We start from the raw sequence: 26063 nt of genomic DNA, 5'->3' as shown, positions 1-26063 counted from the left end.
CCATGACCGCAGTGCCCGCAGCCGAACTCACCGCCCGCGCCCACGAGGCGTCGGCGGAGATCGTCGCCGACATCCTGTCCCTCGTTCGCTGCGAGACCGGCAGCCGAGATCTGCCCGGCCTCGCGGCGGGCCTGGACCTCCTGCGCGAGCTGGCCGTGCGCCGGCTCGGGCCGCCCGACCGCGAACAGCGCTACCCCGGCGGCGAGTACGGCTCCACCCTCACCCTGACCTACCGCGGCACCGGCAGCGGGCACATCGCGCTCGTCGGCCACTACGACACCGTGTGGCCGACCGGCACCCTTGCCGGATGGCAGCAGCCGGAGCAGTGCGGCGACGGCCCCCTGAAGCTGAGCGGACCGGGCATCTTCGACATGAAGACGGGGCTGGTGCAGGCCGTCTGGGCGCTGAAGCTCGCCGCGGAGGGCGGCACGCCCGTCCCGGATGTGACCTTCCTCTTCAACGGCGACGAGGAGATCGGCTCGCTCTCCTCCCGGCCGGTGATCGAAGAGGTCGCCCGGGGGGTCGATGCCACCCTGGTGCTGGAGCCCAGCGCCCACGGCGCGGTCAAGACCTCCCGCAAGGGCTCCGGGATCTTCCGGGTCATCGCCACCGGAGTCGAGGCCCATGCCGGGCTCGCCCCCCAGGACGGGGCAAGCGCAATCACCGCGCTGTCCGAGTTCGTCGTCGCCGCCGCGGGTATCGCCGCCCCCGACCGGGGCACCACGATCAACACCGGCCTCGTCGAAGGCGGCTCCGCCACCAACGTCGTGGCCGGACGGGCGACCGCGAGCATCGACATCCGGATCAGCAGCCAGGACGAGCAGAACAGGGTCGACGCCGCGTTCGACGCCATCGAGATCAGCGACCCGCGGGTACGCATCGAGATCGAACGCGACTGGAACCGGCCGCCGATGACCCTCAACGCCGCCTCCGCGCCCCTGCTCGACCTCGCCCGTGAGGTCGCCCGCGACCAGGGCAGCGGCGAACTTCCCGACACCGCCGTCGGCGGCGCCAGCGACGCCAACTTCATCGCCGCCCTCGGCCTGCCCGTCCTGTGCGGCATGGGCGCCGTCGGCGACGGCGCCCATGCCCAGGGCGAGTTCATCTACCCCGACACCGTGCCGGCCCGGACCGCCCTGGTCGCGGGGATGCTGCGCAAGCTGGCGGACCCCCTGCCGGAACCGGCGACGGCGAACTGACGCGCGGAGCGGCGCCGTCCACCGGATGCACGCCCCGTGGACGGCGACGCTCCCGTGCGGCCGCACACAATCACGGCCCCTGCGCCCCCTGGGCAGGAACGACGTCCAGTCCGTGCCGCGCCCGCCGGATGATCACCGCCGCGCCGACGGCCTCTGTCCGCCGCCCCGGCCCGTCGCTCAGGCCCGCCGGACCAGGGCGCGGACGCTGATCGCCACCCCCAGCGCACACCAGACGAGCAGTACGGCGAAGTCCCGCCCGGCCGCGCTGTAGCCGTCCGACAGCAGCCCCGCGCGGAGCAGGTCGGCAGCAGGCCGGAACGGCAGCACGTCGTGGACGTCGCGGAACCATGCGGGCAGCCGGCTCGCCGGAAAGGTGACGGGCGAGAACAGCATCATGAAGAACACCAGCACCTGGGTGGAGAGCTGGGCCAGGAGCGGTGGCAGCAGGACCGCGACGGCATAGCCGACGGCCGAGGCCATCACTCCGGTCAGGGAGGCCGCGGCAACCAGCACGGTCCAGTCGACGGAGTACGTCAGTCCGTACCGCCACTTCGAGACGAGGACCGCGACGGGGATGCCCGGCAGGGCGACCGCCAGCCATACCGTCAGATCAGCCAGCAGCAGGAGTGGCCGGGGGACGGGCAGGGCCCGCAGATGGGTGAAGGCGCCGCTGGTGCGTGACTGCGCCACGCCCTGGGGGACCAGGACGAAGCCGACGACCATCAGCAGGACGGCCGGGGCGCCCGAGGCGAGGAATCCGGCTTCGGCGGCGCCGATACCGGGGACGAGGAACCCGAAGCCGACGATGATGCCCGCCGCGAGCACCGCCTGGACGACGACGACCAGCGGGAGCATCACTCCGATCTGGGCCGTCGTCCAGCGCAGAAGGGTCGCGTAGGTCGTGAAGAGGCCGACGCGCGGCGGAACACGGACGGGAACCGCCGCGGGGGCGGAGTGGAACGCTGTCGGCACTGTGGGGCTTCCTTCTTGTCGGCCGCCGCGCCGGTCGCGGCGAGATAGATGTCCTCGAGGCCGGTGGGGACTACGGCGTAGCCCTCGATCAGCCGGTCGGCACGGAGCTCCGCGGCCCAGGCAAGAGCGGTCTCCACCTCGTCGGCCGCGAGGTTCAGCAGAACGCGCCGACCGGCGCGGACCCGGCGGACCGGCGATACCGGGACGCGGGCAGGCGGCTCGGACGGGTCGGGACCGCCCGGGTGCAGCGACAGCTCCAACCGCAGGCTGTCGCCGGTCCCTCGGAGCCGGGCCGGGGATCCGGCGAGGACGACCTTTCCGTGGTCGAGAACGACCAGTTCGTCCAGCACCCGCTCGGCCTCGACGACATTGTGGGTGACGAGGAGTACACCCGCGCCGGTGTCTCCGAGCCGGCGGACGGCGTCCCAGAGGAGCCGCCGCCGGGCCGCGTCCACATCGTTGGTGGGTTCGTCGAGAACGATCAGCGGTGCCGGTGCGACCGCCGCCATGGCGAATGCGGTCAGCCGACGGACCCCGCCGGAGAGCCCGCCGCCCGGGACGGCCCTCCGGTCGAGCCACTCCCCGATGTCCAGCTCGTCGGCGAGCGCGACGGCGGCGGCCTTCGCGTCCGCCCCAGACAGACCACGCAGCCGGCCCGCGATCTCGATGGCCGCCCTGGGCGTCAGCCCGTCCATCGGGGCCTGCGACTGGGCCTGGAGCGCCACACTGCGGCGGGCCGCCGCCGGGTTCGCCACCGCGTCCGCCCCCGCGATGCGGATCGACCCGCTGTCGGGCCGGAGCAGCCCCACCAGCTGGGAGACGAGGGTGGTCTTCCCCGCGCCGTTGTGTCCCAGCAGCCCGACGACCTCACCGGGCCCGACCTTCAGGCCGACCCGATCGTTCGCGACGACCGGACCGAACCTCCGCGTGAGGCCTTCGATCTCCAGCACCGCGCTGCTCATGGCGCTCCCTCTCGTCGATCGTGCGCCGGGCCTCCGCCCCATGAGGCACACCCCGGCACTTCAGATACCATCAGTATTTGAATGCCATTGGTATCCAAATACTTGCGGTACGTCAACTAGGATGGGTTCATGGACCGACGCCCATCGACGCCCGCCCCCCGGGTGCGGCGCAGCCGTGCCGAACAGCAGAAGGAGACCCGCGAAGCGCTGATCATCGCGGCACTCATGACCTTCGCCCGCGACGGCTACCACGGAACGAGCCTGGAGACGATCGCCGGGGAGGCCGGGTTCTCCAAAGGCGCGGTCTACTCGAACTTCGGCGGCAAGGCCGAGCTCTTCCTCACGGTGATGGACCACAACCTGGAGACTCTGCGCGGCGGGGACTGGGATCCGCTCGCAGCGCCGGAGACAGGCGGTGCCGGGCAGCCGGAGACGGGCGCGGATCCGGGAGGCGACGGGGACGCGGCCGGAATGGTGCACGGATTCGGGCTCGCCATGCTCGAGTTCATCGCGACCGCCGCCCGCGACTCCGTACTGGCGCCCCTGCTCCGGGCCCGGGTCCAGGTGATGCTCGATGCCTACGGACGCGTCGCGGCCGAGGGCCGGCCCGCCGGGGAGGACCTCCCGGTCGACGATGTCGCACGGCTCATGACGGCGCTCGAACAGGGAATCTCGGTGCTCGCTCTCAGCGGCGCCACCGCTGTCGACGGCGCTCTTCTCCGCACCGGCCTGCGCCGCCTCGTGTCACCGGCACACCTCCCGCACGAGCAGCCGCCGGGCCGCCGCGGCCACACGTCGCGGCTGCCTGACGTCGAGCGGGTACAGAAGCTCATCCGGGAGGCACCGGACTCCTGATCCGGGCCGCGCGACCGCCCCGCTCACCACCCGCCCCTGCTCTGCCCATGCCCTGCGCGCCGGCGGCGAGGCGGACGCCGCTCACCACGCCCCGCGAGCTGCTGGATCCGGCTCGATTGGGCGGTCGTTACCCGGTCGGCGTCCCAGCCGGGGAGGGGCCGTCGGCGACGAACGTCTGAACTTCGGGTCTCATCTGCGAATGATCGACGGCTGTGGAAAACCTGAGCAAGGCGCGATGCCGCAGGTCAGGCGGTAGCTGTCTCGCTCGCCGCCATCAGGTTCTGAGCGAGGAGGTCGGAGAAGCGGACCGGGAGATCGACTCGTTGGTCACCCGGGCCGCCCCGCGGCTGGTCGCTCTGCCCGGCGCCGGACCGGAGACCGCCGGCCAGTTGCTGGCCGGCGCGGGTGACAACCCCCGAGCGCCTCCCTCGAAGCCGCCTTCGCCCACCTCTCCGGAGCCGCACCGGTCCCGGCTTCCTCCGGCCGCACCAACCGCCACCGCCTCAACCGCGGAGGCGACCGAGCAGCCAACACCGCCCTGCACACCATCGTCCTGGCCCGCATGAAACACGACCAGCACACCCAGGACTACATCGCGCGACGAACCACCGAAGGCATGGTCAAGAAGGACATCGTCCGCTGCCTCAAACGGTTCGTCACCCGCGAGATCTATCGCCACCTACCTCACATGATCCGCACCGAAGCGCTCCCGCAGACCGCTTGACGGTCCATAGGAGCTTCCCCGGCATCCGCTGACCGCCCGCCCCGGCGGCAGCACTCGTAGGCTGCCGGGCACCCGGCAGCCGTGCCCGAAGTGAACAACCCACAACGAGGCCGGCCTCCTGTAATCGCTGGACTGCTGGTGAGGGCACCTGTCAGGCTCCGCCTCGTGGAAGTTCTTGATGTCCTGACCCGTATGGCGAAGACAGGCCGACTGGGCCCGGTGTACAGCGGAGCCGACTGGAACGATGTGATCGCGGCACTGGGCGAGCCGTGGGTCATCGGAACAATGAGCCGGAACAGAAAATGGCCGCGGCTCTTCGCTTACGGGGACCTTGAGCTCAGTGTCTGCCGCTGCCGCAAGGTTTCTCTCATCTGTGTCCAGACCTGGCGCGACGTCGTCGAACTCCCTCCGTCGGTTGCCGGAGGGACGGGCACCTTCCCGGCAGGCCTCAAGCATGCGGACGTTGTTTCCGCCTTGGACAGGGCCGACTGTTCCTGGGCGCCGCATGCTGCACTGACCTTCGGTAACCAGTGCTCCCTTACGGCGATCGCGTCAGGAGCGAGCTTCACCTTCGAGATCGCCGAGGGCGAGGACCCCGTGCTGAACGTCATGGGCTTGCCCGGCGACGGACACGACTGCTCCGTACGGACCGCAGGCCAAGATCACTGAAACGCAGCGCTGGCAAACCCGAGGACGCAGGGCTCCTGGCCCTCCGGGCTCGGCTCGTCGGCTCCGCCCCCGTCCGGGAGGGTGGCCAACTGTTCGTTATCGCTCGAATGCCCAACCTCACCTTCGCCGGAGAGGTCGGCGGGCCACACGACCACTGGGCATGCCCGAGGCGACGGGAGATCATTTACAGGACAACCCTTAGGCTTCCGATCATGATCAACGTCACCGGTTTCACCTGCTCTTGTTGCGGCCGGCAGCACCCGGAGCTCCCGATGAACTACTCGACCACCGCCCCCTACATGTGGGACGAAAGCTTCTCCGAGCGTTCGGATTGCCTGCTCTCATCGGACCAGTGCGTTGTCCAGGCCCAGCACTACTTCGTCAAAGGGCTCGTCGAGATACCGGTCGTCGGCAGCGACGATGTGTTCTCCTGGGCTGTTTGGGTCTCTTTGAGCCGCGAGAACTTCTCCCGTGCCGCAGACAGGTGGAACACCGTCGGCCGTGAGGCCGAGGAGCCGTACTTCGGCTGGCTCAGCACCGACCTCCTCTCCTATTCCCCGAGCACGATCAATCTGAAGACTCACGTCCACACCCGCCCCGTCGGCCGGAGCTTCCTCATCGAGCTGGAGCCCACCAACCATCCCCTCGCGGTCGAGCAGCGAACAGGGATCACTCTGGACCGGGTCCGCGAAATCGCCGCAGCCGTCCTCCACCCGTCCACCGACATCCTCTGACCCCGGCTGCGTTTGTCCGGGCCTGTATGGTCTGCGGCATCGGGTCGGAGGTGCTGTTGAGGGCTTACCTGCGGAAACGGGCGTGCGGCGTCGCCCGGGACCCGTTCTGTTCCGGCATCTCTCGCGAGGTCACCCCGGTCCGGGACTTCCGCACGATCTCGTTGGCAACGGTGCGGTCGTCCGGCCGTCTGCGGCCCCGGACCGCCCGGGGAAGCAGCGGCTGTCCAAAGCCCACTACGTGTCGGAGGGTTCATGACGAGGTATCACCCCACCGTGATCCGCCACTCGAGATCATTTGATGACGTGGCCCAGTGGGGCGGAGGGGCCGTGTTGACCCTGGCAGGGCCGGAGGTATCCGTGCTTCAAGGTGAGGCCGGCTTGTTTGCCGAGTGCACCGTGACCGGATTCCCGAAGAGCTGGTCCTGGCGCAGTGGGGTAAAGCCGAGCCGTTGCGCGACGCGGAGGGAGGCGGTGTTCCCGGGGCGGATCATGGAGATGAAGTAGGGCTCGTCCAAGGTGGCGAACCCCCAGTCCAGGCACGCGCGGGCGGCTTCGGTCGCATAACCGTGGCCCCATGCCCCTGCCTTGAGAGTCCAGCCGAGTTCGACCTCGTGGAAGTTCTCCCAGTAGTTCAGCCCGACCCGGCCGATGAACTCACCGGTGGACTTCAGCTCGACGGCACACAGCCCGTGCCCCCGTTCGGCCCACTGCTGCTCGACCGAGGCCAGCCGTTCCAGGGCCTGCTGGTGTGAGTAGGCGCCGACGAACCGGTTCACACGCTCATCGGCGTGGAGCGCAACAAACGCGTCGGCATCCTCAACCCGAAGAGGGCGCAGCGAGAGCCGTTCAGTTGTAATCACCCGATCAGCCTATCCATATGGCCGTCGGCACACCCCGGCATCTTCAGTATCACGGCCGAGTACACGGCCCCTCACCGCCCTGCCGTGTGAACGAGGGCCTCCTCGACGAGCATGCCGGAGGAACCCCCGCCACCGGTCGCCCGAGCCGCGTGCAGCAGAGTCCGGCCCGTTCGGTCGGTCGTGCGGAGAGGTCATGGTCAGGTGGGAAAAGCCGACTGGAAAACCAGACGGCCGGCGGCGTCTGCGCCGATGCGGGTGAGGAGGTCGTCGAGCGCGAGGAACTCCTCCCAGGGCTCTCGCCCCGCTGCCGCGGCCAGGGTCCGGGCGAGCCGCTCTTCCAGGCCGGGGACGCGCTTGTCCTTCCACACCTTGTCGGCCGCGGCGACCAGAAGATCCTCGATGGTCACGGTCGGAGCATCCCATCCGGCGTGAGTGGCGGCGAACCGGGCCAGCTGAGGAGGGAACCCGTACTCCAACAGCAGGTCGCGGCCGGCCTGTTCGTGTTCCGAGCCCGGGCCGGTGAGCTCTCCGGGGTGCCGGATCTTCCCCACATCGTGTGTGGCCGCGCCGAAGTGCACGGCATCGTGGTCGAAGGCGAGACCGGGATGCCGTTCCCGCACCCAGCCGGTGAGTTCCACCGCGACATCGTGGACCGCGCGCAGATGCGCCGCCAGACGCGGCGGGGTGTCCAGGGAGGACAGAATTCCGGCCGCTGCCGGCGGCAGCAGCCGCAGTGGCGGCTCCCCCTGGACGTGGAGGGCCCGGAACAGGAGGTCAGCAGAGGGCACGGTCATCCACCTGACCTTAACCGGAGTGTTCAGGACAAGCTCTCAGACGGAGTGGACGCCAGGTGTTGAACACCGCTCCCGGCCCGGTCGGCCGTAAGGAGGCGGGTGTCTTGCTGTGTTCCGGTCAGAGTGCCGTGGTCCTCCCCTGACTGTTGTCCGATGCTGTTAGTCCTTCCGTTTCGGGTTCGTGTACAGGTGTGGTGGTCTGGGTGCGGGGATCGTGGCGGGTTGTGGTGGTGGGGTCGTGCTGTGGGAGGTGATGTACCGGCCGGTGTCCGGAAGGGGCGCTGCCGCCACATGGCGCTGGTGTACCGCCGCCTCTCGGCGCAGCTGGCGAAGGCCGCGGCGGGAGGACCGCTTCCCGGACCTGATCGACACCTTCCGCGAAGTCCACGTCCCCGCCTGCCTGGGACGGTGCGGACGCGTTCGTCGCCCAGATGCCCGGCTGGTTCCGGCTGGACCGCACCGAGGGCCAGGAGCGCGCGCTGTACGTCGCTGCGGAGAAGGACACCCTGCGGCAGCAGCTGACCGGCTGGCTCGACGAGGCCGGGATCCCTGTGCTGGTCGGCTCTCAGTCGTACGCCGACGTCGTCCGCGACCGCGTCACCGCCGACCCGCGCGCCGGCGTTCTACCCGTGGTCGGCGACTTCGACTGTTCCGGCGAGGACATCGAACGCGACTGGGTGGCCCGTACGGCTGCTGGACCAGGACCGAGCGAGTGCTGCTGACCTACGACCAGGTCCAGCGGTACGGACTGCCCGCGACCGAGGGCGAGCGCGGTGACCCGCGGCCTTCGCCCGCCGCTACGGCTTCGACATCGAGCGCCCAGTCCAGTGGGAAGTGGAGGCGCTGGAGCCGGACGAGCTCCGGCGCCTGGTTCTCGCCGCCGTCGACCCGTACATCGACCGCGACGTCCTCGCGCGCCAGATCGCCCGCGAGGAACAGCAGCGCCGCGCCCTGGAGGACTTCGCCGGCCGGTGGGGTACGCGCACTGAGGAGCCGTAGGCCCGGGGCCTGTGCGGCTCCGGCCCGGCGGGTCAGCGGCGTCCGACGGTGCCGCGGACGAGGGCGTACGGGATCACGCAGAAAGCGCCGAGGTTGGTGGCGACGATCAGAGTGAGGAACAGCCAGTAGGAGAAGCCATCGCCGTTGGAGGAGTCGAGGAGCCACCCGTACGTGAGGCCGATGAGGATACCGGTGAGGGCCAAGCCGGCTGCCCAGCCCGTCTTGCTCAGCCCGAAGCCGAGGCCGATGTAGGCCCAGAACAGGGCCGGGCCGACGACTGCCGTGATGGCCGGGAACACCGGGAAGTCGATGTCTCGGCCGCTCATGTAGTCCGTGAGCTCAGGCACCGAGATGAAGGCCATTAAGCCCATGTAGGCGACGCAGAAGACGACGGCGACGATCGTGATCACGCGGGCGGCTCGGGTGGCGGGAGGGGTGTTCGCGGCGTCGGTCATGAGGCGGTGGGCTCCTTCTCCTACGGCGGGCAGGGCAGTCGGCCCCGCTCCGGTATAGCTGCTCCGGGCCACAGGGGTGCGTGCTTCCCGGCAAGGCACCCCGGCCGCGACGAACGCGCCACCCGAAGCGGTGACGATCGCGCCACCGCCGCAACGCACTCACCCGGGCCGCGCAACACCGGCGCCGCAACACGACTGCGCGTTGCGACTCTGACTGCGGAGGCCTGGAGCGACGACCAGCGCCGCTGACGCCACCTCACCGCCGTGGTGCTGCGCGGTGGCGTACGAGACCCCGGGCCTGTCGGCGGGTCCGGGGACTCACGGCGGCGGGGGAATGATCAGGGGTTGTCCACGTAGTTCTTCCGCTCGGGGGCCAGAACCGCTCGAAATGGGTGTCGGCGAGCCCAGGCCACCCTGGGCAAGCCTGTGGTCCAGCGGGGCTGTTGCAGCTCGTCGGTGAAGACACTCTCGTCGGACCGGCTGGTCGTGTGGAACGGCACTACATCGTGAGGCGCGGTGACATCGGCCCATAGGCCGGCGTCGCACCGCGGTGGTCGAGGGAAGGAGCCTCGGACAAAATTGCGCTTCTTGGGCTACCGTGGGTGCAGGCGCGGGGCCTTTCGCGGTCGAGGATCGACCGCACGTGAGTCTGGGAGGACTCATGAGCAGAGGCCGCGTCAACGCAGCCAAGTTCATTTCGCGCTACCTCGGCGAACCGCACGACAGCGATTTCGGAGGTGAGGCGGCCCATCAGCTCTTCAGCGCTGCCCACGCCGACATCTGCTGCTCACCGGCGGGACATCGCATCAGCTGGAGCGACTGCTACGTCAGCGCCGACATGTTGCCCCTGACGTCGAAGGCTGATCTGTTCCTAGAGTTCGATGGTGAGCCGAGGCCGCTGCCGTGCCACCTGACAGAGAAGCAGCGGGACCGGGCTCTCAGGGCGCAGCGGTTGGCGGCATGGATCCGGAGCGAGGCCCACCGACGGAACATCCACTAGGAAGCATGATCCCGGCCGTCGAAGGTGGGTGCCCATCTGCGCGATGCTGCACGCCTCCGAGCTGGTCGTCTATGACGGCCGAGAGGAGGTTGCCCGGCACGAGCGGCTGATCGCCAAAGGCGGCATGCGCCTCGAACCGGACCACTACCTGGAAGCTCTCGTTCGCAAGCCCGGCGCTCTGCCGGGAGCGACCGCTCTCGACCAGGCCCGCTCCGCGGGCCGTTTTCACTTCCGTCCGCGACGCCCGGTGGGAGGCCGCTGTCAAGGCCCACGGCGAGCGGGACGGCACCCGCGCTCATCGAGGTCTTCCTCCTCGGCCGGCATCTGCCGCACGAGCACCTCGTCACCGGCCGCGCCGGCGAAGGCTGTGCCGGATTCCGGTTCCGGTCTACGTGGCGGGGTTGAAGGTGCCTTCGATCAGCGCCTGGGGGATCAGAGGCAGACCATGCAGGGCGAGGATTTCGTTGGCGACGGTTGCGACCTCGTCGTGGGATTCGGCGCGGCCGTCTCCGGACACCGTGACGGCCAGCAAGCCTTCGGGAACGGCCCCGGAGTCCAGAAGGGCTCGCCAGTCCGCTGTGCCGAGTTCCAGGTACTCCAACGCGGTGAGCCCTGTGATGTCCAGCGGATCGGCGAGTGTTCCGGGCTCGGCTTTGAGAGTGCGCAGGCGGGGCAGGCCTGCGGCGGCCGCGAGGCTGTGGGGCCTGTCCTGCCCGGTGTGTATGGACAGGACCTCCAGGCCCGGGTGCGCAGTGTCCTCGACGTTCCCGGGCTTGTGGCCGTTGATGCGGGCGACGGCAGGGGAATTGCTGCGCCATGGGTTGCGGTGGTCCGAGCGGGTCCGGCCGAGTGCCAGGTCGGTCAGGGAGTCGGCCACGAGATGGGCCCCGGTCGATTCCTCGTGGCTGATCAGGATGATCTGCCCGGTGTGTCCGCGCGGGCCAGGGGTGAGGTCGATCGCTGCCTGATCGCCTCCGTTGTCGGCGAACACGATCCAGCCGGGCGACCCGACCAGTCCCTGCACCGCCGCATCAGGAGGCGTGACGACCACCTCGCCCGCTCCGTACTCCCAGTTCAGGTACCGGCTCGACGGATCGGCAAGATACAGGGCGCCCAACGGGAGAAGCCCGAAACCAGATATCTCGGAGTAACGGTCGTACATCTCGACATCGCCGTCCCAGTCCTCCCACAACGCGCGGGTAACCCGGAATGCAGCCTTCAGCTCGTGGGGCAGCACAATCCCCAACCGCTCCTCCGCTGCCTTGATCTCCTCCTCTGTCGCCCCGATCGCACCCGGCATCCGCTCACGCAACGTGCGCTCCAGCAGCTCCGGATCCGCGGTGGGCGCGGGCACGGCCGACGGCGACGGATCGGGCAGCCTGCGCCACGGCTCGGGCACCGCCCCCTCGACCAGAACCAGAGTCTCCGTGTACGGCCCGCCGATCCCGGTACTTGCGGCGGGACTGGACACGGTCAGACGGAGCACGGTGTGCCCGCCCGGCTCGATCCGGGCGGCGAACGACACCTCGCCGGCCCGCGCCCCCTGCAGAGCGTCCAGCACGACGCGCACGGCATCGATCTCGACCTGCATCCCCTCGATCTGGGCGGAGCCACCAGCAGGAGAGGCCTGCCGCTCGACGCCCAGATCCCAGCCCTGCACACTGATGCGGCCCGCTACCCGGGTGGGAGGGACACCGTTGCGGCGCAGACCGTCGGCATGCTGGAGCCGCAGGACAGGCACCCAGGTCGCGAAATCGAACAACGATGCGCCCGGGCAGGGGAAGGATCTTCCGTCAGTCATGACCGGACCGTACGTGTCCCCACTGACACTGCCCGAGCGGGGAGAGACCAACGGTCGGACAGCGCAACATGAGTGAGGCCGTCCCGCTGCCCGGCGCCGGTGATGGACCGGATGGCTGTGCTTCTCGCCTGTACCCGGGCGCCCTGCCGCGACCCGGCAGCACATACCGGAGATGCCCACCCCGGTCGTCACTGAGGCAATGGCTCTGTACGCGAGTCACGCCGTCGTTTCGACATGCCTCCAGGCGTCGCACGGTCGTGCGAGAAGGCGATGTTCACGGCTTCGGGAGGCACCTCTGCCCGGGGCGCAGTGGTCGGCAACGGCGCGGCCACGACCGACCGGCTACGCCCGTAGCCAGCGCTTTTGTCCTCGGTGTGTGTAGCGTCCCGCCCGGACCGCCCGGCCTATCGTGCTCGGTGCCCGCGGTTGGGCAATTGGTTGCCCGACCCGACCTGACCCGTCCCTGCTGGTGCTCGTGCTGCAGCGACTCGGTGGGCCTTCTGGGTGGTTTCCGTGGCCCTGGAGCGTCACCACCCGGGTTGAGGGTGAGCCCGCCGATTGTGCGTCGTTTGTCCGTGGTGGGGACGCGGCTGACTGCCTGGCTGCTTTTCTGACGGTTGTTCATCGTCGTGTTTGGGAGGGGGCTCCCGTGGGCTGTGATGGTGGAGGGCGATGGGCCGGAACTGCTGAGGGCTTCGGCCGGCAACTCGCCTCGCCCACCGAGCCGGTGCTGATTTTCGCTCCCGGTGGCTCCTGCTTCGCGGTGTGCCGTCGGGGCAGGGACGGTTCCCGGAGGCTGGCCCGGGTGTTGTCCCGCGCTACCACTCCGGGCCTCGGCGTTGGGCCTGGTGGTTTCCGGCTTGGTTGTGCGGTTCCGTTCTCCTCGGGCTTGTTTCCGGTGCCCGGCCCCGGCAGAGCCAACCGCCCCCCGGTGCTTGGTATGTGTCCCGGTGTGTGCTTGCTGCGTGTCCCGCGCCTTCGGTGGGGCGGGGCTGGCGCCGGGCTGGTGCCCTCGTGCCGGGATCCGTGCAGAGCCTCTTCCAGCCGCTTCCGCCCTGGTGTGCCCCTGTCCGCGCCGGAGTGATCTTCCTCGAAGGACAGCAGACGCAGTTCCCCCTCCAGCAGGTCGAGAGTGGGGGCGGTACGGGCGTGGGCCCCTTCGGCGGGGGCGAGTCCGAGTAGGTGAGACCGCGGGCGGGCAGGACGTCAACGCGCCGCCCGCGTGCCGGTACCGTCCTGTGGTGCCTCTTTGCGACAGCCGGCCACGGAGAGAGCCGCCCGCGTTTTTGTGACGCGCCGGGACTTCCGTCATTGCGAGTGTGACCGGTCTTCTCCGTACTCAGGTGGATTCCCGAATCCGGCCCGTGGCCGGATTCACCGGACGCTGCTGTGTTCCTCGTCGGCATCCGCCGCCCGGGGGCCCTTCCCGGTAATTCCGGTGCCGGGGCGGGTCTTCGGGATCCAGCGCAGAGTGAGGAAGCCGAGCGAGGCGTGCAGGACGGCGGCGATCACGGTAACAGCGTGCAAACCGGTGACGAAGGCAGCCTTCGCGTCGCCGATCACCGCAGGGGTGAGGCCGGGGATCCGGAGGGTCTCGTCGAGGGTGCCGGCGAGGTCCGGTCCGTGGAACCGGAAGAGGAGCGTTGAGAGCGAGCCCAGGAGCGCGATGCCGAGGGCGTTGCCGATCTCGTTGCTGGTTTCCGCGAGGGCCGCCGCGGACCCGGCGCGTTCCGTGGGAACCGCGGCGATAGCGGTGTCGGCGACGATGCTGAAGGAGATGCCGTAGCCGACACCGGCGACGACGGTGGACGCGATGTACCAGCCGGTCCCGCCGGAGACACCCGCGGGCAGCAGCAGGAGCAGCCCCGCGGCGATGCAGAAGTGACAGATGAGGAGTGCTGAGCGTTTCCCGGTACGCCCGGCCAGGGCCGGCGCGAAGACGCAGGTGGCGGTGAGTACAGCGGCACCGGGGATCGTGAGGAGAGCCGTGTGCAGTACGGGCAGGGCGAGGACGGACTGGAGATAGCTGCTCGCGAGGTAGGCGACGGCCGACCAGGCGGCCAGCGGCAGTAGCCCGGTGATGATCGCTATCGCGAACACCCGGTCCTGGAACAGGCGGAAATCGATCAGCGGGTGTTCGAGACGGCCTTGCCGCCGGACGAACCGGTCCAGGGCGACGACGCCGCCGATCCCGGCGGTCAGCGCGGTAGTCGTCGGGCCCTCCGCGGCAGCGTGCTTGATCGCGTAGATGGTCAGCAGAAGGCCCGCGGCGGACAGCAGGATGCTCACGGTGTCGACGCGCCCGGGCCGGGTGGCACGTACCTCACGGAGCAGGATCGGAGCCAGCAGCAGGAACAGCAGGACAACGGGGATATTGATCAGGAAGACGGATCCCCACCAGAACCTGCTCAGCAGTTGTCCGCCGACGAACGGGCCGATCGCGAACCCGGCGGCGAAGGTAGCGGCGAAGATACCGATCGCCCGCGCTCGCCGAAGAGGGTCGGTGAACAGCTCACCGAGCACGGCGAGGGCCGACGGCAGCAGCGTGGCCCCCGACACCCCCATCAGCGCCCGGAAGGCGATCAGCAGTTCCGGACCGGGCGCGAACGCTGCTCCGGCCGAGGCGGCACCGAACCCGGCCACGCCGATCATCAACAGCTTCAGCCGACCGTAACGGTCACCGATGTTACCGAAGGCGACGAGCAGCGACCCGACCGCGAATCCATAGATGTCCATGATCCACAGGGCCTGATCGGCGGACGGCGACAATGCCTCGGTGACCCTGGGCATCGCTAGGAAGAGGACCGAACCGTCCATGGCCACGAGCAGTACCGGGCCGAGCGTGGCCAGCAGACCGAGCCACGCCCGCAGGCCGGGAGGGTCCGCCCGCAGACCGGGCGGGTGGGAAGCATGCTGTTCGTTCATGCCCCGACGGTGCGGGTCCGGGCACTTCCCGGCCAGACCCGTGTCATGGGTACACCCGGCAGGGACACCCGTGGACGGACGACCTTGCCTAGGCTCGGGGTCATGGAATCGGAGAGCCTCGGCGCGTATCTCAGGATCCGTCGTGACCGGGTCACACCCGCTGACGTCGGACTGCGTGCCTACGGCTCCGCCCGCCGCGTGTCGGGGCTGCGCCGTGAGGAGCTGGCCCAGCTGGCCGGGGTGAGTGTCGGCTACTACATCCGGTTGGAGCAAGGCCAGGCCGCTACTGCCTCCCAACAGGTCCTGGACTCGCTCGCGCGCGTACTCCGGCTTGATCCGACCGAGGCGGCCCACCTCCACAATCTCGCCCGCAGGCCGGTCGCCTCACGGCTGGTCCGCCCGCCGGCGGAGTATCCGCAAGCACGAGTGCTGGCCCTCTTGGATTCCCTGGGGGAGAGCACACCGGCTGTTCTGCTCGGCCGCCGCGGTGATGTGCTGGCCTGGAATCGCACCGGGCACGCCCTCGTCGCGGAGCATGTCGGCTTCGATGCGCCCCGGGATCCGGCGCGGCGGCCGTCCATGCCGCGTATGTTCTTCCTCGACCCCCTCTGTCGTGATCTTCACGAGAACTGGGCTGAGCTGGCCCGTATCCATGTCGCCTATCTGCGGCTCACCGCGGGACGGTATCCCACTGACGCGCGACTGGCCGAACTGGTCGGTGAACTCGCCATGCACAGCGGTGAATTCGCCGGGCTGTGGGCCGAGGGCGACGTCGCGGACTGCACCGTGGGAACCATGCGGCTGCAGCACCCGACCGTAGGCGGGGTCGGCGTCGACTACCAGGTGTGGCTCCAGCCCGACAGCCCCGATCACCGGCTGGAGGTCTATACGCCCAATGACAGCGCCTCGGCCGACGCGCTGCGACTGTTGTCCGGCCAGGTCACCGGCCACGTCACCGATCGGCAGGACCCTGCTCGGAAGCAGCAGGTGACCCGCAGGCCCCGGAACGCCTGCATCGGCACGGAGTGCGCCGGATCGGCCGGGTCCTCCTGACACCAGCGCTTCCCCGCGCACCGCTGGAACTCGGTTTCGGCCGGTGTCTGGGAGGGGGCGCTGCCGCCACATGGTGCTGGTGTACCGGTGCCTGTCGGCGCGGCTGGCCCTTGCCTGGGGGAGGGCCGGAGTCAGGTGCTTCCTGTCCGGCCCGGTGGGGGTGGGGGTGATGTGCTGGGCAGGGCGTGTGTGTGGCTGTACCCAGTGGATGGGGATACGGGTTTGGGGGAGGGGGGCAGGGCGGGTGTGGTGGGGGAGCGGTAGAGGTAGCCCATCCCGCGGACCGAGACGATGGACCCGCCGCGTACCGGCGTTGCGTCGAGCTTGCCGCGCAGGCGGGAGACGGTGAACTTGACCCGGTCACGTGCACCCGGGTTCATGGCACCCCAGCCGGCCTCGAGCAGTGTCCCGAAGTGCTGCACTGCACCCGCATGGCGTGCCAGGCGGCTCAGTACGCGGAACTCGGTTCCGGACAGCGGCAACGGGCTTCCCGCGGTCCACGCCTGTTGCCGTGCAGAGTCCAGCCGTAGCAGCCCGTCGTCGTACACATCGCCCTCCCGGCGCTCCGCTGCCCGGTAGCGATACAGCACCCTTCTGATACGGGCGTCGATCTCCCTGGGCAGGCACGGCTTGACGATGTAGTCGTCCGCACCGGTCTCCAGGCCGACGATGACGTCGATGGGATCGCTGCGCGCTGTGAGGTAGATGACGGGGACGTCACTGACTGTGCGCAGCCTGCGCAGCACCTCCATGCCGTCGATGTCCGGAAGCATGACATCGAGCAGGACCAGGTCGGGCCGCTGCAGATCGGCGCTGCGCAGCCCGGCACGCCCTGTGCCCTCGGCCAGGACCTCGTAGCCCTGGCGGGTAAGGGCGGCCTGCAGGGCCTCCCGGATGGCGTCATCGTCCTCGACCAGCAGCAGCAGCCGGGCTGGCTGCCCCGGCTCGTCGCCGTTTCTGCCCGTTCTTCCCGGTATCGGAGCAGGGGGACCAGCTGCGGCCGGAAGCCCGACTGTCACCAGTTCGGAGGCGGGTATGCGCTGATCCAGCAGGTACTGGGCCGTCACGGTGTAGCAGGCGGAGCAGAACGTGAACGGCGCCCCGCTGACGAACAGCGTGTATGCGGCGGGTTTCGGGCATCGCTGTCCCGCCAGTTCCGCCGTGCAGGGCCCACCCCGCCGGGAGAGAAGAGCGGTCTCGCGCGCACGGGCACGCCGTCCTGCAGACCGGCAGGTACTTGAGCAGTAGCGGCGTGGGCGCCCTGCTTTGCGGGCGGGAGGCAGAGCCCGACCACAGGCACCACAAGAACCTGTGCCCTCGGTCACGGGCCGCCTCCTTCTCTGCCGGCACGAAAGGCTTTTCGTGCTGCTGGCCGGGTACCCGGACCGATACTGCTTGGCTCCCGCCGCCGAATACGGTTATCTGGAAGGGCGATAACGAAGAAAGGGGTCCGGCCGCCGCACCGGCGGCCGGACCCGGGTGTCATGGTCGCTCAGGCTTGCCGGCGTTGACGACCACGTCACCCACCGCGGTGAGGGCCCTCGCCGCACAGGCGAGGGCCTGCGTGTCGGTCAGGAAAGCAACCGCCTCGATGACACACAGCACAGTACGCACCCCTTCCCACCACCCACGCTGTGAAGCGCCCGCTAACGGCCACCACCTCCGCGGCAGCGAAGGCTCGTCCGACCCGGAACCGGGTTCCGGCTCAGCGTCCTCCCCGCTGCCCCCACACCGACCGTCACGCATCGAGGTCCTCCTTACGACGGTGCTCGCGACCTTCGCGGGCCGTCGCGACACGCACGCGGAGAGCCGGGCCGCCCAAGGCGGAACCCGGTGCATCATGATCGGTGCAACGGGGTGGTGCCCGCTCACGGTCTCGCGACGGACGACGGGACGGCAAGCACACGCAATCAAGGTAGTAACCAAGGGAAATGAGACGCCCGTTTTTGTGTGGAGTGCTGTGGGCGGGAACTCCCGGCGGGTGGTGTCTGTGCCGGCCGGGTCGTCTCGGGCTTAGTTCGGTAGGCGGCTGTGCTGGGGGACTGCTGGCCGGCGCTGCCGGGTTGTTGGGGGCCTGACGGTGAAGGGCCGGGCTTGTTGCCCGTGGGCGGTGGGCCGTCGTGGCTGTGGTCTTCTGGTCCTTTGGTGTTGCTGACCTGCTGACCTGCTGACCTGCTGACCTGCTGGCCTGTCGGTTGGGTGGTGGGTGGTTGGGGTGGGTTTTGGGTTGTGGCGTGGGTTTGTGTCTGTGGTGTGTGTGTTCTGTGGTTGTGGGTGTTGGCCTGTTGGCTGGTCGGCTGGGTGGTGGTGTGGTGAATGGGTGGGTGGTGTGGTGGGTTTGTTTGGGGGGACGGGTTTGTCGGGGGGTGGGTGTCGGTGTGTTGTGTGGTCGTCGGGTGTCGGTGGTCAGGTCCGTTTGGGAGGTGCTGTGTTCTTTGGGGGTGGGTTTGTGCGAGGCCGAGTGGGTGGCTCACACGGGATGCTTGGCTCTGTGTGACCGTGTACAGCACACGCTGCCCGATCTGTTGGATCTTGCCTCGCTTGCAGCCCGGGCTGCTGCTTTTCCCGGCCGTGTGGCAGTGGTGGAGGCGGTCTGGGGCGGTGACACCGTGCATGACTGGTTCGTGGGCCTGGTCGCGGTGTTGGACGCTTCGGAAGGAGAGAGCCGCCTGGCTGCCGTCGGCCACCGGTCCGGTGGCCCTTGTCCGGGTGCTGCCGCCACTGAAGCCGGCCGGGCGCCGGCAGCCGACCTTCTGGTGCGGGGGCGGTCCGCCGTCAGGTACGGCCGATCAGCCCGGCCGCGAGGCCGATGACGACGGGCGCCACGCCGCTTCGTGTCCCCGGACGTCCTGGATGACGGCGTTCCGTGCTGGAGGGCGCCCCAACGGCCCGGTGGAAGGGCCGTGACGTGAGGCATGACTGGAGCGCTGCGCCCCGGGAGGGGCAGGGCGGCACGGTGCCTTCCGTTCTCGTGAACATGGCTTCGGGCGGGATCCGCTTGTCTCCCGGGATGGTGATCGACTGTTGTCGAGGCGGGTGAGCAGGGCCGGTCAGGGGTGTGGGTTGCCATGTGGGTTGCTATCTGGCGGGTGTCTGTGCCGGGTATTGGTTTTTGTGGTGATGTGGTGGTGGGGTTTTGGGGGTTGTTCGGGGGAGGGGGGTGTGGACTGGCCATGGGTGGGCTGGATTCCGTCAACTGCCGCCGGGACTGCCGCTGGTACCTGTTCCGCGGCTTTACGTTCGTGCCGGGCGACAGCTCCGGAGAGGCCGTGGCTGCGTCTCGTGTACCGGGAGTGTCTATGAAGAAGAACCGGTTGGCGGCAGGCGGGGCTGCGGTGGTGCTTGCTGCGGGGATGGCTGTCGGAGCTGCCGCCCCGGCGGGCGCCGTTCCCGCGGCTGAGCGGATCGGCTCCGTCGAGCAGCTTCATGTTCATCTGGCGAAGGCGGTGGAGCTGGAGAGTGCTCAGGCCGGCCAGATCGGCTGCTGCCTGGCGGGCCAGCGGGCGCCTGAAGCGGCCGGGGCCTGATCCGTGGACACCGTGGGAGCGGCGCGGACCGCCGAGCGTACCGCGGCTGAGGAGTCCGGTCCGGCGGGGTCCGGCGCGGTGGGGGCGGTCGGGCAGCCGCCGGTGACCTGGTGTCCGAGCGGGCCCGCGGACCGGCCCGAGTCGCAGGTGCTGGGCGTGCGCTCCGGTGAGGACGGCAGGGTCGTCTATCTGGAGCGGCCGGTGCCGGCTGGCGAGGTGCTCGGGGCGGTGCCGGAGGGCATTGCACCGACTCGGGTGCTGAGGTTTGCCACGCACTGCGTGTCCGCGTGTGTTCACCGGCGGGGCAGTGACTGCACGCTGGTGGAGCGGGTGGGTGTGCTTCCGGCGGCGGGCGAGGGCCGGTCGGTCCCACGGTGTCATCTGCGCGGGCGGTGTCAGTGGTGGCAGCAGAGCGGGGTGTCCGCCTGTTACCGCTGTCCGGCCGTGGCTACGGCGGTCCTCCAGGAGGATGCCCTCAACACGCTGGTCGCGGACCCGTCGACCACGCTCGAACAGCTCGGCGAGTGGATCGCGGAGTCCCCCGACGGACCGGCCGACGGACCGGCCGACGAACCGACCGGCGAACCGACCGGCGGACCGGCTGGCGGGCCGTCCGAGGTCCCGCGCGCGGGCAGGGTGGGCGGGGAGGGCTGAATACCGGGGCATGAGCCGCCGGGCGGCGGGCTCGAAACCGCGGTGACAGTGACAGGACGTGTGCGACGGCCGGTGGGCCCCGGGGACGGATCCCCGGACGGACCGACCCGGAGTCGGTCGGCCCGGCACGGTGAAGGGCTGACCGCCGCAGGCAGTGGAACGGCCGGTGGGCCCGGGGACGGATCCCCGGGTGCACCGGCCGTTCGTGTAGGTGCTGGTTCCCGCCCGGCCGGCCCCATGCTGTGTCATGTTCGTGCCTGTACGGACGGGGCTGAGCCGGGTTTTCGGTGACACCCGGCAGGAGACGCTCAGGTGGTCTTCCGGGAGGTCGGGGATCACCGGCATGAGAGATCGGCATCATCGGGCTCGGGACGGCTCCCGCCGTGTCCCGGGAGGGACCTGCCACGGCCCGGGGACCTCCGGCTGCGGCCTGGGAAACCCCTGGCTCCCGGGAGCCAGGCCGGCCGCTGTTCCACGGCCCTGTGCCCGGTGGGAGCGGTGCTGGTGGGTCAGGCCCGGCGGAAAGCCGCGGTACGGATGGCCCTGCCCCCGCACCTTTGCCGCCAGAACTACCGGAGATGCTTTGCGCAGGCGGTGATCTGCAGGCAGGACTGCCCGCAGGGCCGGTTGCCCACAGAGGCTTCCTGCGGTGAAAGCCCCTCCACCGCAGGCCGATGCCCCTTCGACCTGCGCGGCTGTCCCGGTGGCGGTGCGCAACCCCTGCGTGCACGGTGCACAGCGTGTCGCAGCGTAGGGCTCTTGTCGTGTCCGGGTTGGTGGATGCTGGTGTATCGGCTCCGGTTTTCCTTGGATTCAAAGACGTGGCTCCGCAGTGGTGGTTTCGGTTCGAAGGCGAAGGCGAAGGCGACGCGGGGGCCCCTATGCCTTTGGTCAAGGGAAATGGGGGTGCGTCGGGTCAGTGGGCCGGGCAGCATGGCGGGGTGGCTGATCTGCTGTGGGATGACGTGAAGTGCTTCTTCGACCCGGACTTGATGGGGTCGTTGCCGGACGTGCGTGTCCCGGATGCCTCGGTGGAGGACTGGCAGACGGTCCTTGATCTTGTCGCGGAGAAGGGCTGGAGGTGCCAGTACTCCGAAGGAGAGGCGGTGGTTCCGGTGCCCCGGGCGGAGGCCGTGCTGTCCCGCCCTGCGGATGCCGAGTGCCCGGACCTGCGGGTCTGGCCGACTCCCGACGTGTTGGCGATCTTCCGCTTCCATGCCGCCGATGAAGTCGACTTTGACGTCGACCTGCGGGAGTTGCAGGGCCAGGAGCGACTTGATGTGTTCTGCGGCTTCCTTCGGGAGATCGGACGGCGGCTGGGCAAGCCTGTGCTGATGGACCCGGAAGGCGACTATGGCCATCCGGTGCTCGGCTTCGTTGTTGAGGCAGATCGAGTTGTTCTCCTCGCAGACCCGCAGGTCAGGTGACCGCGGCCGACGGCTGCGGCTCGTAGAAGGTCCCGTCCCGGAGCATCGCGAACAGGACGTCGGCCCGGCGCCTGGCGAGGCAGGGCAGGGCTTGGGTGTGGTGCTTGCCCTGGGCGATTTTCTTGTCGTAGTAGGCCCGGGATGCCGGGTCGCCCAGGGCGGCGAACGCGGAGAGGAAGAAGGCCCGTTTGAGCTGCTTGTTCCCTCTCCTGGAGGGCTGTTCGCTGCGGATCGAGGAACCTGAGCTCCGGGTTGCCGGGGCGAGTCCGGCGTAAGCGGCGAGGTGGCCTGAGGTCGGGAAGGTGCTGCCGTCACCGACCTCGATCAGGATGCGGGCTCCCGTCCTGACGCCGACTCCCGGCATCGACGTCAGGACCTTTGAAAGGCCTCCAGCAGTTCCTCGATCCCCCCTGCCAAGAGTTTCCGCTGGTCAAGCACGGCCGTCAGCGAGCCAGCCAGGCTTGGGACGATCAGAGCGGCCGCCTCGGTCCCGGGAACGGTGACGGTCTGCTCGTCCAGGGCTGTGAAGACGTCCTCGACCAGCCGCTCGGCCATCCTGGGCGCCTTCGGCCGCAGCAGCGTCACCAGCCGTTGTCGGCCGTCCTTGCGTATCTGTGCCGGGACCCGAAGCGTTCCAGCAGGGCGAGGACAGCCGGGTGCTGCACCTGGAACGATTGTTGTTTCATTCCCGGAGTGGGGTATGCAGTTTTGGACTATCGCATGGGTAGGGTTGGGGTATGACGATGAGTACGGAGGACACCCTCCGGCTGACGGTGGCGGCGGTCATGCAGCTGACCCGGGAGCGCCAGGCCGATGTCGGTGCCGGGACCGGTCTCAGCCAGCTTCAGATCAGCCGGAAGCAGAGCGGCCGAACGGCGTGGACCCTGCGGGACGTCGATGCCCTCTCCGCCCACTGGAACATTCCCGTTCTCGATCTCCTGGCAGGCCCCACCCACGCCACCGCCGTCCTTCCCGCCGACCGAATCGCCGCCACGGGAACCCAGACCACGATCCCCCTGCCCCCCACCCCTGCTGGAACAGCCCCGGCCCCCAACCCGCCCGGTCCCGCTGCGGCTTCGGTCCCCACGGTGCCCGCTCCTGCCGGGGCACCTCCGGTCCCCGCCCCGACAGGCCCCGCTGCCGCCGCGGATCCGCTGCCCGCCGCCGCTCCCGCACCGACCGACCCTGCTGCACCCGATGCCGGAGCGCCCGGCCCGGCCGCTCCTGCCGGCCGACCTTCCCCCGCGGCCCGCCCCGCCATGGCAGCAGACCCTCTTCCCGACCCGCCCGCCCCCGGCACCCCGGCTGGACCCGCCAGCGGGTCCTCCGCCGAAACCGGCCCGCCCACTGCCCCGCCCCCCCTGCCTACGGGAACGACCACCCCGGCTCCCACCCCAGCCCCTCCCACCGCACCCAGCCCTGCTGAGACAACAACTCCGGCACCTACCCCAGCAGGAACACACACCGCCGCAACTCCCGCACCAGCCGACCCGCTTCCGGGCTCGCAAGCCCCCCCGTGCCCGACTGCGCCCGGCCCCGCCGCCCCGGCGCCGGGCCTGCCGACCACCCCGGGCCCGGCACACCCGACGGCCGACAGGCCAACTGACGAACACACCACCGAATCCGCTCCTCCGGCCGAGACCCCGCCAGCCCCCGACCCGCCCTCCGCACCCGGCGCCCACCCCGTCCCGACTGCCGCTACCACCCCCACGCCCGCCTTCACCGCGACCGCCGATCTCGAGGACCCCGGCGACACGACACCGGCACCCCATGCCGCCGCCACGGAGCACACCCAGCACCCAGAGCCCGCCCCAACCGCCCAGGGCCCAGAACCGCGCCGCCCCGCCATGCCTGCCCGAACAGCCCCGGCCCCGGGCCCGCGTGTTCCGCACCGCCCCGCCCCTGCCGGGCCCGGGCCGCTGACCGACCGGATCCATACCACCGTCGCCCAACACCTCCAGAACACGAACGGAGACATCGACGCCGCCCGCACCACACTCGTCAAACGCGCCATCCCCGACGTCATGGCCCTGTTCGCCGCTTCCCGCGTCGGCGGCCGCTACGAACACACCGAGTTCCCCCCAACCCAGGAAATCCTCCAAAAACGCTCACAAAAAGGCGCCGACCAAATCTGGGAAGGCCGCCCCAAATGGCGCCACACCGAACTCCACCACGCCGCCCACGCCGGACACATCCACCTCGACGTCACCACCCTCGACATCAACGGCGCCTACCTCGCCGCCCTCAAAACCTGGCTCCCCATTGGCCGCCTCACCCACACCCACACCACCACCCACGACCCCAAACGCGCCGGACTCCACCACATCACCCCACCCACCTGGACCCACACCGACCTCCCCTCACCCCTCGGCGCCCGCCAAGAACCCGGCCCCCTCTGGATCACCGAACCCACCCTCCGACTCCTCCTGCGCTGCGCCCGCCAGTCCCTCTGCGAAATGCCGGTCATCCACGAATCCTGGACCTCCGGAGCAAGCGAGGGACTACTGGAGAAACTGCGCCGCGCCCTGACGGACGTCCGGAAAACCGCCATCGAGACCGGTGACGACCTGACACTCGATTACATCAAGGCCATGTATTCCAAGTTCGTCTCCACGATCGGCGAGTCCACCGCGAACCGGGAAATCCGCCGACCTGACTGGATGCACATCATCCGCTCCCAGGCATTTGCTAATCTATGGATGAAGGCACACAAGGCACACACCGCCGGACTCACCGTCGTAGAAATGTCCGGAACTGACGAACTCCACATCGCCGGTGAATGGCAGTCAGTTTTTGCACAAGGACGCGACCTTTCACAGGTCAAACCCAAGTACACCTACATCCTCGGAAAGGATGAAACGTGAGCGGCGGCGCATCCGACCTCTGGGGAGAATGGCAAAAACACCACGCCCAAGGAGTACGCGGAGCCCAGGCCCTCCACGCCGAAATCGACCGCATCGCCCGCGCCGGCGGCATCACCTCACCCGTCACCACCACCCGCGGCCTCAAAGCCCGCCTCCGCTACCTCGACAGCCCCACCGGCCGCACCGAACTCGCCACCCAAGGCATCAGCCGCCGCCTGCTGCGCTCCTGGGAACGCGGTACCACCCCTTCCCCCGCGAAGCTCAGAGCAGTCGACACCGCCTACTGGAACAGACGCCGCCAGAACATCGTCCGCTCCGGCGCACTGAAACGCATCCTCGACAACAACGGGCACGGCCGCCGAATGGAAATCTTCCCCGTCGACCAGACCAACGTCCCGGAACAATACCGCCGCCTTCTGTCCGACCGCTCCATCCAAGCCCGCTACATCTGGGACGACGCCGTCAGAGCATGGGCCGCCAACGACCTCGACACCCTCGACGACATCTGGGACGACATCATCTCCGAACTCGACTCCGACTTCGCCGCCTACGCCTACGTCAGCGCCATCGGAATCGGCGCCTGACAAAACAGCACCACAACACCCCGCAACACAACATGAAATACCGTCACCCCGGCGCACACAAACAAGGCCACCCGGCCCCCGGCCCGCAGCGCCGGCAAAGAACATCACCCATCGGCACCCCGACGAACCAACGGCCCACCCCCGCCGCCCCTGCCGAAGCACCCCCGACCCGGCTGCGCCCATCAGGAGACCGGGCACATAGTCCAGAAGTGCATAGCCTTCACCGTCCGGCGAAGACCTCAGACAGAACTTCTTCCCGCGCTCCGAAGCCGGCATCCGCAGCACAGCGGGACCGCTGTGCCGGCCCCTGGCAGGGCGGAAGCCTGCCGACTCCCGGGCCGTCAGCAGCTCTCCGGGGAGAAACCAGGCACCGGGTGCCCCGGGAACCCGCCAGACGGTACCGGCTGCAGAAGACAGAAGGGCAAGCAAGCCACCTCTTCACCAAGAGGCAATGAATCCGTATGCGGATATCGAATACGGATTATCTGTCGCCACGCGACCGCGGCATCCCACCCACGAACAGAGATACCGCTGCCCCACGAAAGAACATGCAACAACAAAGGGGCAGCCCCATTCTCGGGCACCACCAGAACCTGCGTGACCACTCCTCACGGCCTGTACTGACCAGCCGTCAGGTTCCCCTGTTTTACACCAGTCCAACTGGTGTAGACCATTCGAGCGGGCATGTTTTCACATGACGAACCATCAGCCCTCGTCCGAGGCGGCACTGAGAGACCCCAGCACAAACACACAAAGTAGCCACCTACCCCACCAGGCACCAACACAGAAAACCCGAACAAACAACCGAACAACAGCCAGCCCCCACCCAGCAACCCCAAAAACACAGCGATTTACGACCCGCCGGCACCCACCCCCGTAGCCAGCTATGGCTGCCCGGAGGGCAGCCACGGGGCCGAAGGCCCCGAACGTCACCGAAGGTGACGCCCAAGGCCCGGCGGAGCCGGGCCAACGGGCCGAAGGCGGAGGGCGAGTGGACGGTGTGGA

General features: G+C 69.3%; 24 protein-coding genes and 2 pseudogenes. 16 read left to right on the top strand and 10 right to left on the bottom strand.

The window, feature by feature from the left end; all coding sequences use genetic code 11:
* The first annotated feature begins 2 nt into the window (after positions 1–2).
* Positions 3–1199, top strand: coding sequence for a M20 family metallopeptidase (locus tag ACWDR0_RS15605; protein WP_456352208.1), 1197 nt, complete (start codon positions 3–5; stop codon positions 1197–1199).
* Between the two features lie 177 nt (positions 1200–1376).
* On the opposite strand, the gene ACWDR0_RS15600 is transcribed toward ACWDR0_RS15605, so the two are convergent.
* Positions 1377–2054 (bottom strand): ABC transporter permease, encoded by a 678-nt coding sequence (locus ACWDR0_RS15600; protein ID WP_456352207.1) that lies wholly within the window; start codon positions 2052–2054, stop codon positions 1377–1379.
* The gene (locus ACWDR0_RS15595; RefSeq protein ID WP_456352206.1) at positions 2054–3133 is read right to left on the bottom strand and encodes an ABC transporter ATP-binding protein; all 1080 of its coding nucleotides are present in this window, start codon (positions 3131–3133) and stop codon (positions 2054–2056) included. Before ACWDR0_RS15595 ends, ACWDR0_RS15600 begins: the two co-directional genes overlap by 1 nt.
* 129 nt (positions 3134–3262) lie before the next feature.
* Here ACWDR0_RS15595 and ACWDR0_RS15590 point away from each other — a divergent pair, with 129 nt between their 5' ends.
* From ACWDR0_RS15590 to ACWDR0_RS15570, 5 genes and pseudogenes are all read left to right on the top strand, one after another.
* Positions 3263–3988 carry a TetR/AcrR family transcriptional regulator gene (locus ACWDR0_RS15590; RefSeq protein WP_456352205.1) on the top strand — a complete coding sequence of 242 codons (726 nt, stop codon included), beginning with the start codon at positions 3263–3265 and terminating at the stop codon, positions 3986–3988.
* A 490-nt stretch (positions 3989–4478) separates the two neighbouring features.
* A pseudogene (locus tag ACWDR0_RS15585) lies at positions 4479–4523 on the top strand (hypothetical protein); the annotation flags it as partial.
* Between the two features lie 27 nt (positions 4524–4550).
* Positions 4551–4712: a hypothetical protein gene (locus ACWDR0_RS15580; protein WP_456352204.1), complete on the top strand. Its 162-nt coding sequence runs from the start codon at positions 4551–4553 to the stop codon at positions 4710–4712.
* Positions 4713–4877: 165 nt separating this feature from the next.
* Positions 4878–5381, top strand: coding sequence for a hypothetical protein (locus ACWDR0_RS15575; protein WP_456352203.1), 504 nt, complete (start codon positions 4878–4880; stop codon positions 5379–5381).
* Positions 5382–5593: 212 nt separating this feature from the next.
* Positions 5594–6115, top strand: a complete 522-nt coding sequence (locus ACWDR0_RS15570; protein ID WP_456352202.1) for a DUF2199 domain-containing protein — start codon at positions 5594–5596, stop codon at positions 6113–6115.
* 64 nt (positions 6116–6179) lie between these two features.
* Here ACWDR0_RS15570 and ACWDR0_RS15565 read toward each other — a convergent pair whose 3' ends face one another.
* The 3 genes from ACWDR0_RS15565 to ACWDR0_RS15555 all read right to left on the bottom strand — a co-directional run bounded on the left by ACWDR0_RS15565 (position 6180) and on the right by ACWDR0_RS15555 (position 7769).
* Positions 6180–6350: a transposase gene (locus ACWDR0_RS15565; RefSeq protein WP_456352201.1), complete on the bottom strand. Its 171-nt coding sequence runs from the start codon at positions 6348–6350 to the stop codon at positions 6180–6182.
* 127 nt (positions 6351–6477) lie between these two features.
* Complete coding sequence (locus ACWDR0_RS15560; RefSeq protein WP_456352200.1) at positions 6478–6975, bottom strand: GNAT family N-acetyltransferase; 498 nt, start codon at positions 6973–6975, stop codon at positions 6478–6480.
* 197 nt (positions 6976–7172) lie between these two features.
* Positions 7173–7769, bottom strand: a complete 597-nt coding sequence (locus ACWDR0_RS15555) for an HD domain-containing protein (protein WP_456352199.1) — start codon at positions 7767–7769, stop codon at positions 7173–7175.
* A 431-nt stretch (positions 7770–8200) separates the two neighbouring features.
* Here ACWDR0_RS15555 and ACWDR0_RS15550 point away from each other — a divergent pair, with 431 nt between their 5' ends.
* Positions 8201–8491 (top strand): hypothetical protein, encoded by a 291-nt coding sequence (locus ACWDR0_RS15550; protein WP_456352198.1) that lies wholly within the window; start codon positions 8201–8203, stop codon positions 8489–8491.
* A gap of 112 nt (positions 8492–8603) precedes the next feature.
* Positions 8604–8768 (top strand): hypothetical protein, encoded by a 165-nt coding sequence (locus ACWDR0_RS15545; RefSeq protein WP_456352197.1) that lies wholly within the window; start codon positions 8604–8606, stop codon positions 8766–8768.
* Positions 8769–8800: 32 nt separating this feature from the next.
* Here ACWDR0_RS15545 and ACWDR0_RS15540 read toward each other — a convergent pair whose 3' ends face one another.
* A complete protein-coding gene (locus ACWDR0_RS15540; RefSeq protein WP_456352196.1) occupies positions 8801–9223 on the bottom strand; it encodes a hypothetical protein in 423 nt (140 codons plus the stop codon).
* Positions 9224–9884: 661 nt separating this feature from the next.
* Here ACWDR0_RS15540 and ACWDR0_RS15535 point away from each other — a divergent pair.
* Positions 9885–10223 carry a hypothetical protein gene (locus tag ACWDR0_RS15535; RefSeq protein ID WP_456352195.1) on the top strand — a complete coding sequence of 113 codons (339 nt, stop codon included), beginning with the start codon at positions 9885–9887 and terminating at the stop codon, positions 10221–10223.
* A 388-nt stretch (positions 10224–10611) separates the two neighbouring features.
* On the opposite strand, the gene ACWDR0_RS15530 is transcribed toward ACWDR0_RS15535, so the two are convergent.
* Positions 10612–12024 carry an SMI1/KNR4 family protein gene (locus tag ACWDR0_RS15530; RefSeq protein ID WP_456352194.1) on the bottom strand — a complete coding sequence of 471 codons (1413 nt, stop codon included), beginning with the start codon at positions 12022–12024 and terminating at the stop codon, positions 10612–10614.
* 1014 nt (positions 12025–13038) lie between these two features.
* Here ACWDR0_RS15530 and ACWDR0_RS15525 point away from each other — a divergent pair.
* Complete coding sequence (locus ACWDR0_RS15525; protein WP_456352193.1) at positions 13039–13206, top strand: hypothetical protein; 168 nt, start codon at positions 13039–13041, stop codon at positions 13204–13206.
* A gap of 192 nt (positions 13207–13398) precedes the next feature.
* On the opposite strand, the gene ACWDR0_RS15520 is transcribed toward ACWDR0_RS15525, so the two are convergent.
* Positions 13399–14949 carry an MFS transporter gene (locus tag ACWDR0_RS15520; RefSeq protein ID WP_456352192.1) on the bottom strand — a complete coding sequence of 517 codons (1551 nt, stop codon included), beginning with the start codon at positions 14947–14949 and terminating at the stop codon, positions 13399–13401.
* Positions 14950–15051: 102 nt separating this feature from the next.
* Between ACWDR0_RS15520 and ACWDR0_RS15515 the strand changes: the two genes are divergently transcribed.
* Positions 15052–16002 carry a helix-turn-helix transcriptional regulator gene (locus ACWDR0_RS15515; RefSeq protein ID WP_456352191.1) on the top strand — a complete coding sequence of 317 codons (951 nt, stop codon included), beginning with the start codon at positions 15052–15054 and terminating at the stop codon, positions 16000–16002.
* Positions 16003–16133: 131 nt separating this feature from the next.
* Here the strand turns inward: ACWDR0_RS15515 and ACWDR0_RS15510 are convergent, their stop codons facing one another.
* The gene (locus tag ACWDR0_RS15510) at positions 16134–17021 is read right to left on the bottom strand and encodes a response regulator transcription factor (protein WP_456352190.1); all 888 of its coding nucleotides are present in this window, start codon (positions 17019–17021) and stop codon (positions 16134–16136) included.
* 2334 nt (positions 17022–19355) lie between these two features.
* Here ACWDR0_RS15510 and ACWDR0_RS15505 point away from each other — a divergent pair.
* From ACWDR0_RS15505 to ACWDR0_RS15495, 3 genes are all read left to right on the top strand, one after another.
* Positions 19356–19529 carry a hypothetical protein gene (locus ACWDR0_RS15505; protein ID WP_456352189.1) on the top strand — a complete coding sequence of 58 codons (174 nt, stop codon included), beginning with the start codon at positions 19356–19358 and terminating at the stop codon, positions 19527–19529.
* Positions 19530–19973: 444 nt separating this feature from the next.
* Positions 19974–20183: a hypothetical protein gene (locus ACWDR0_RS15500; protein ID WP_456352188.1), complete on the top strand. Its 210-nt coding sequence runs from the start codon at positions 19974–19976 to the stop codon at positions 20181–20183.
* A gap of 941 nt (positions 20184–21124) precedes the next feature.
* Positions 21125–21610 carry a hypothetical protein gene (locus ACWDR0_RS15495; protein ID WP_456352187.1) on the top strand — a complete coding sequence of 162 codons (486 nt, stop codon included), beginning with the start codon at positions 21125–21127 and terminating at the stop codon, positions 21608–21610.
* Here ACWDR0_RS15495 and ACWDR0_RS15490 read toward each other — a convergent pair.
* Positions 21603–22278 (bottom strand): annotated as a pseudogene (locus tag ACWDR0_RS15490) (transposase); the annotation flags it as partial. The gene ACWDR0_RS15495 and the pseudogene ACWDR0_RS15490 overlap by 8 nt on opposite strands.
* A 1356-nt stretch (positions 22279–23634) precedes the next feature.
* Here ACWDR0_RS15490 and ACWDR0_RS15485 point away from each other — a divergent pair.
* Together ACWDR0_RS15485 and ACWDR0_RS15480 are read left to right on the top strand one after the other, a co-directional pair.
* Positions 23635–24474: a dihydrolipoamide S-succinyltransferase gene (locus ACWDR0_RS15485; RefSeq protein ID WP_456352186.1), complete on the top strand. Its 840-nt coding sequence runs from the start codon at positions 23635–23637 to the stop codon at positions 24472–24474.
* Entirely contained in the window at positions 24471–25058 is a 588-nt protein-coding gene (locus ACWDR0_RS15480; protein ID WP_456352185.1) for a hypothetical protein, read from the top strand. The genes ACWDR0_RS15485 and ACWDR0_RS15480 overlap by 4 nt, the downstream gene beginning before the upstream one ends.
* Positions 25059–26063: the final 1005 nt, after the last annotated feature.

This window comes from Streptomyces sp. NPDC003691, from assembly GCF_053981115.1.
The sequence above is the reverse complement of the archived record's forward strand: the minus strand, read 5'-3'. Positions and strand labels throughout refer to the sequence as shown.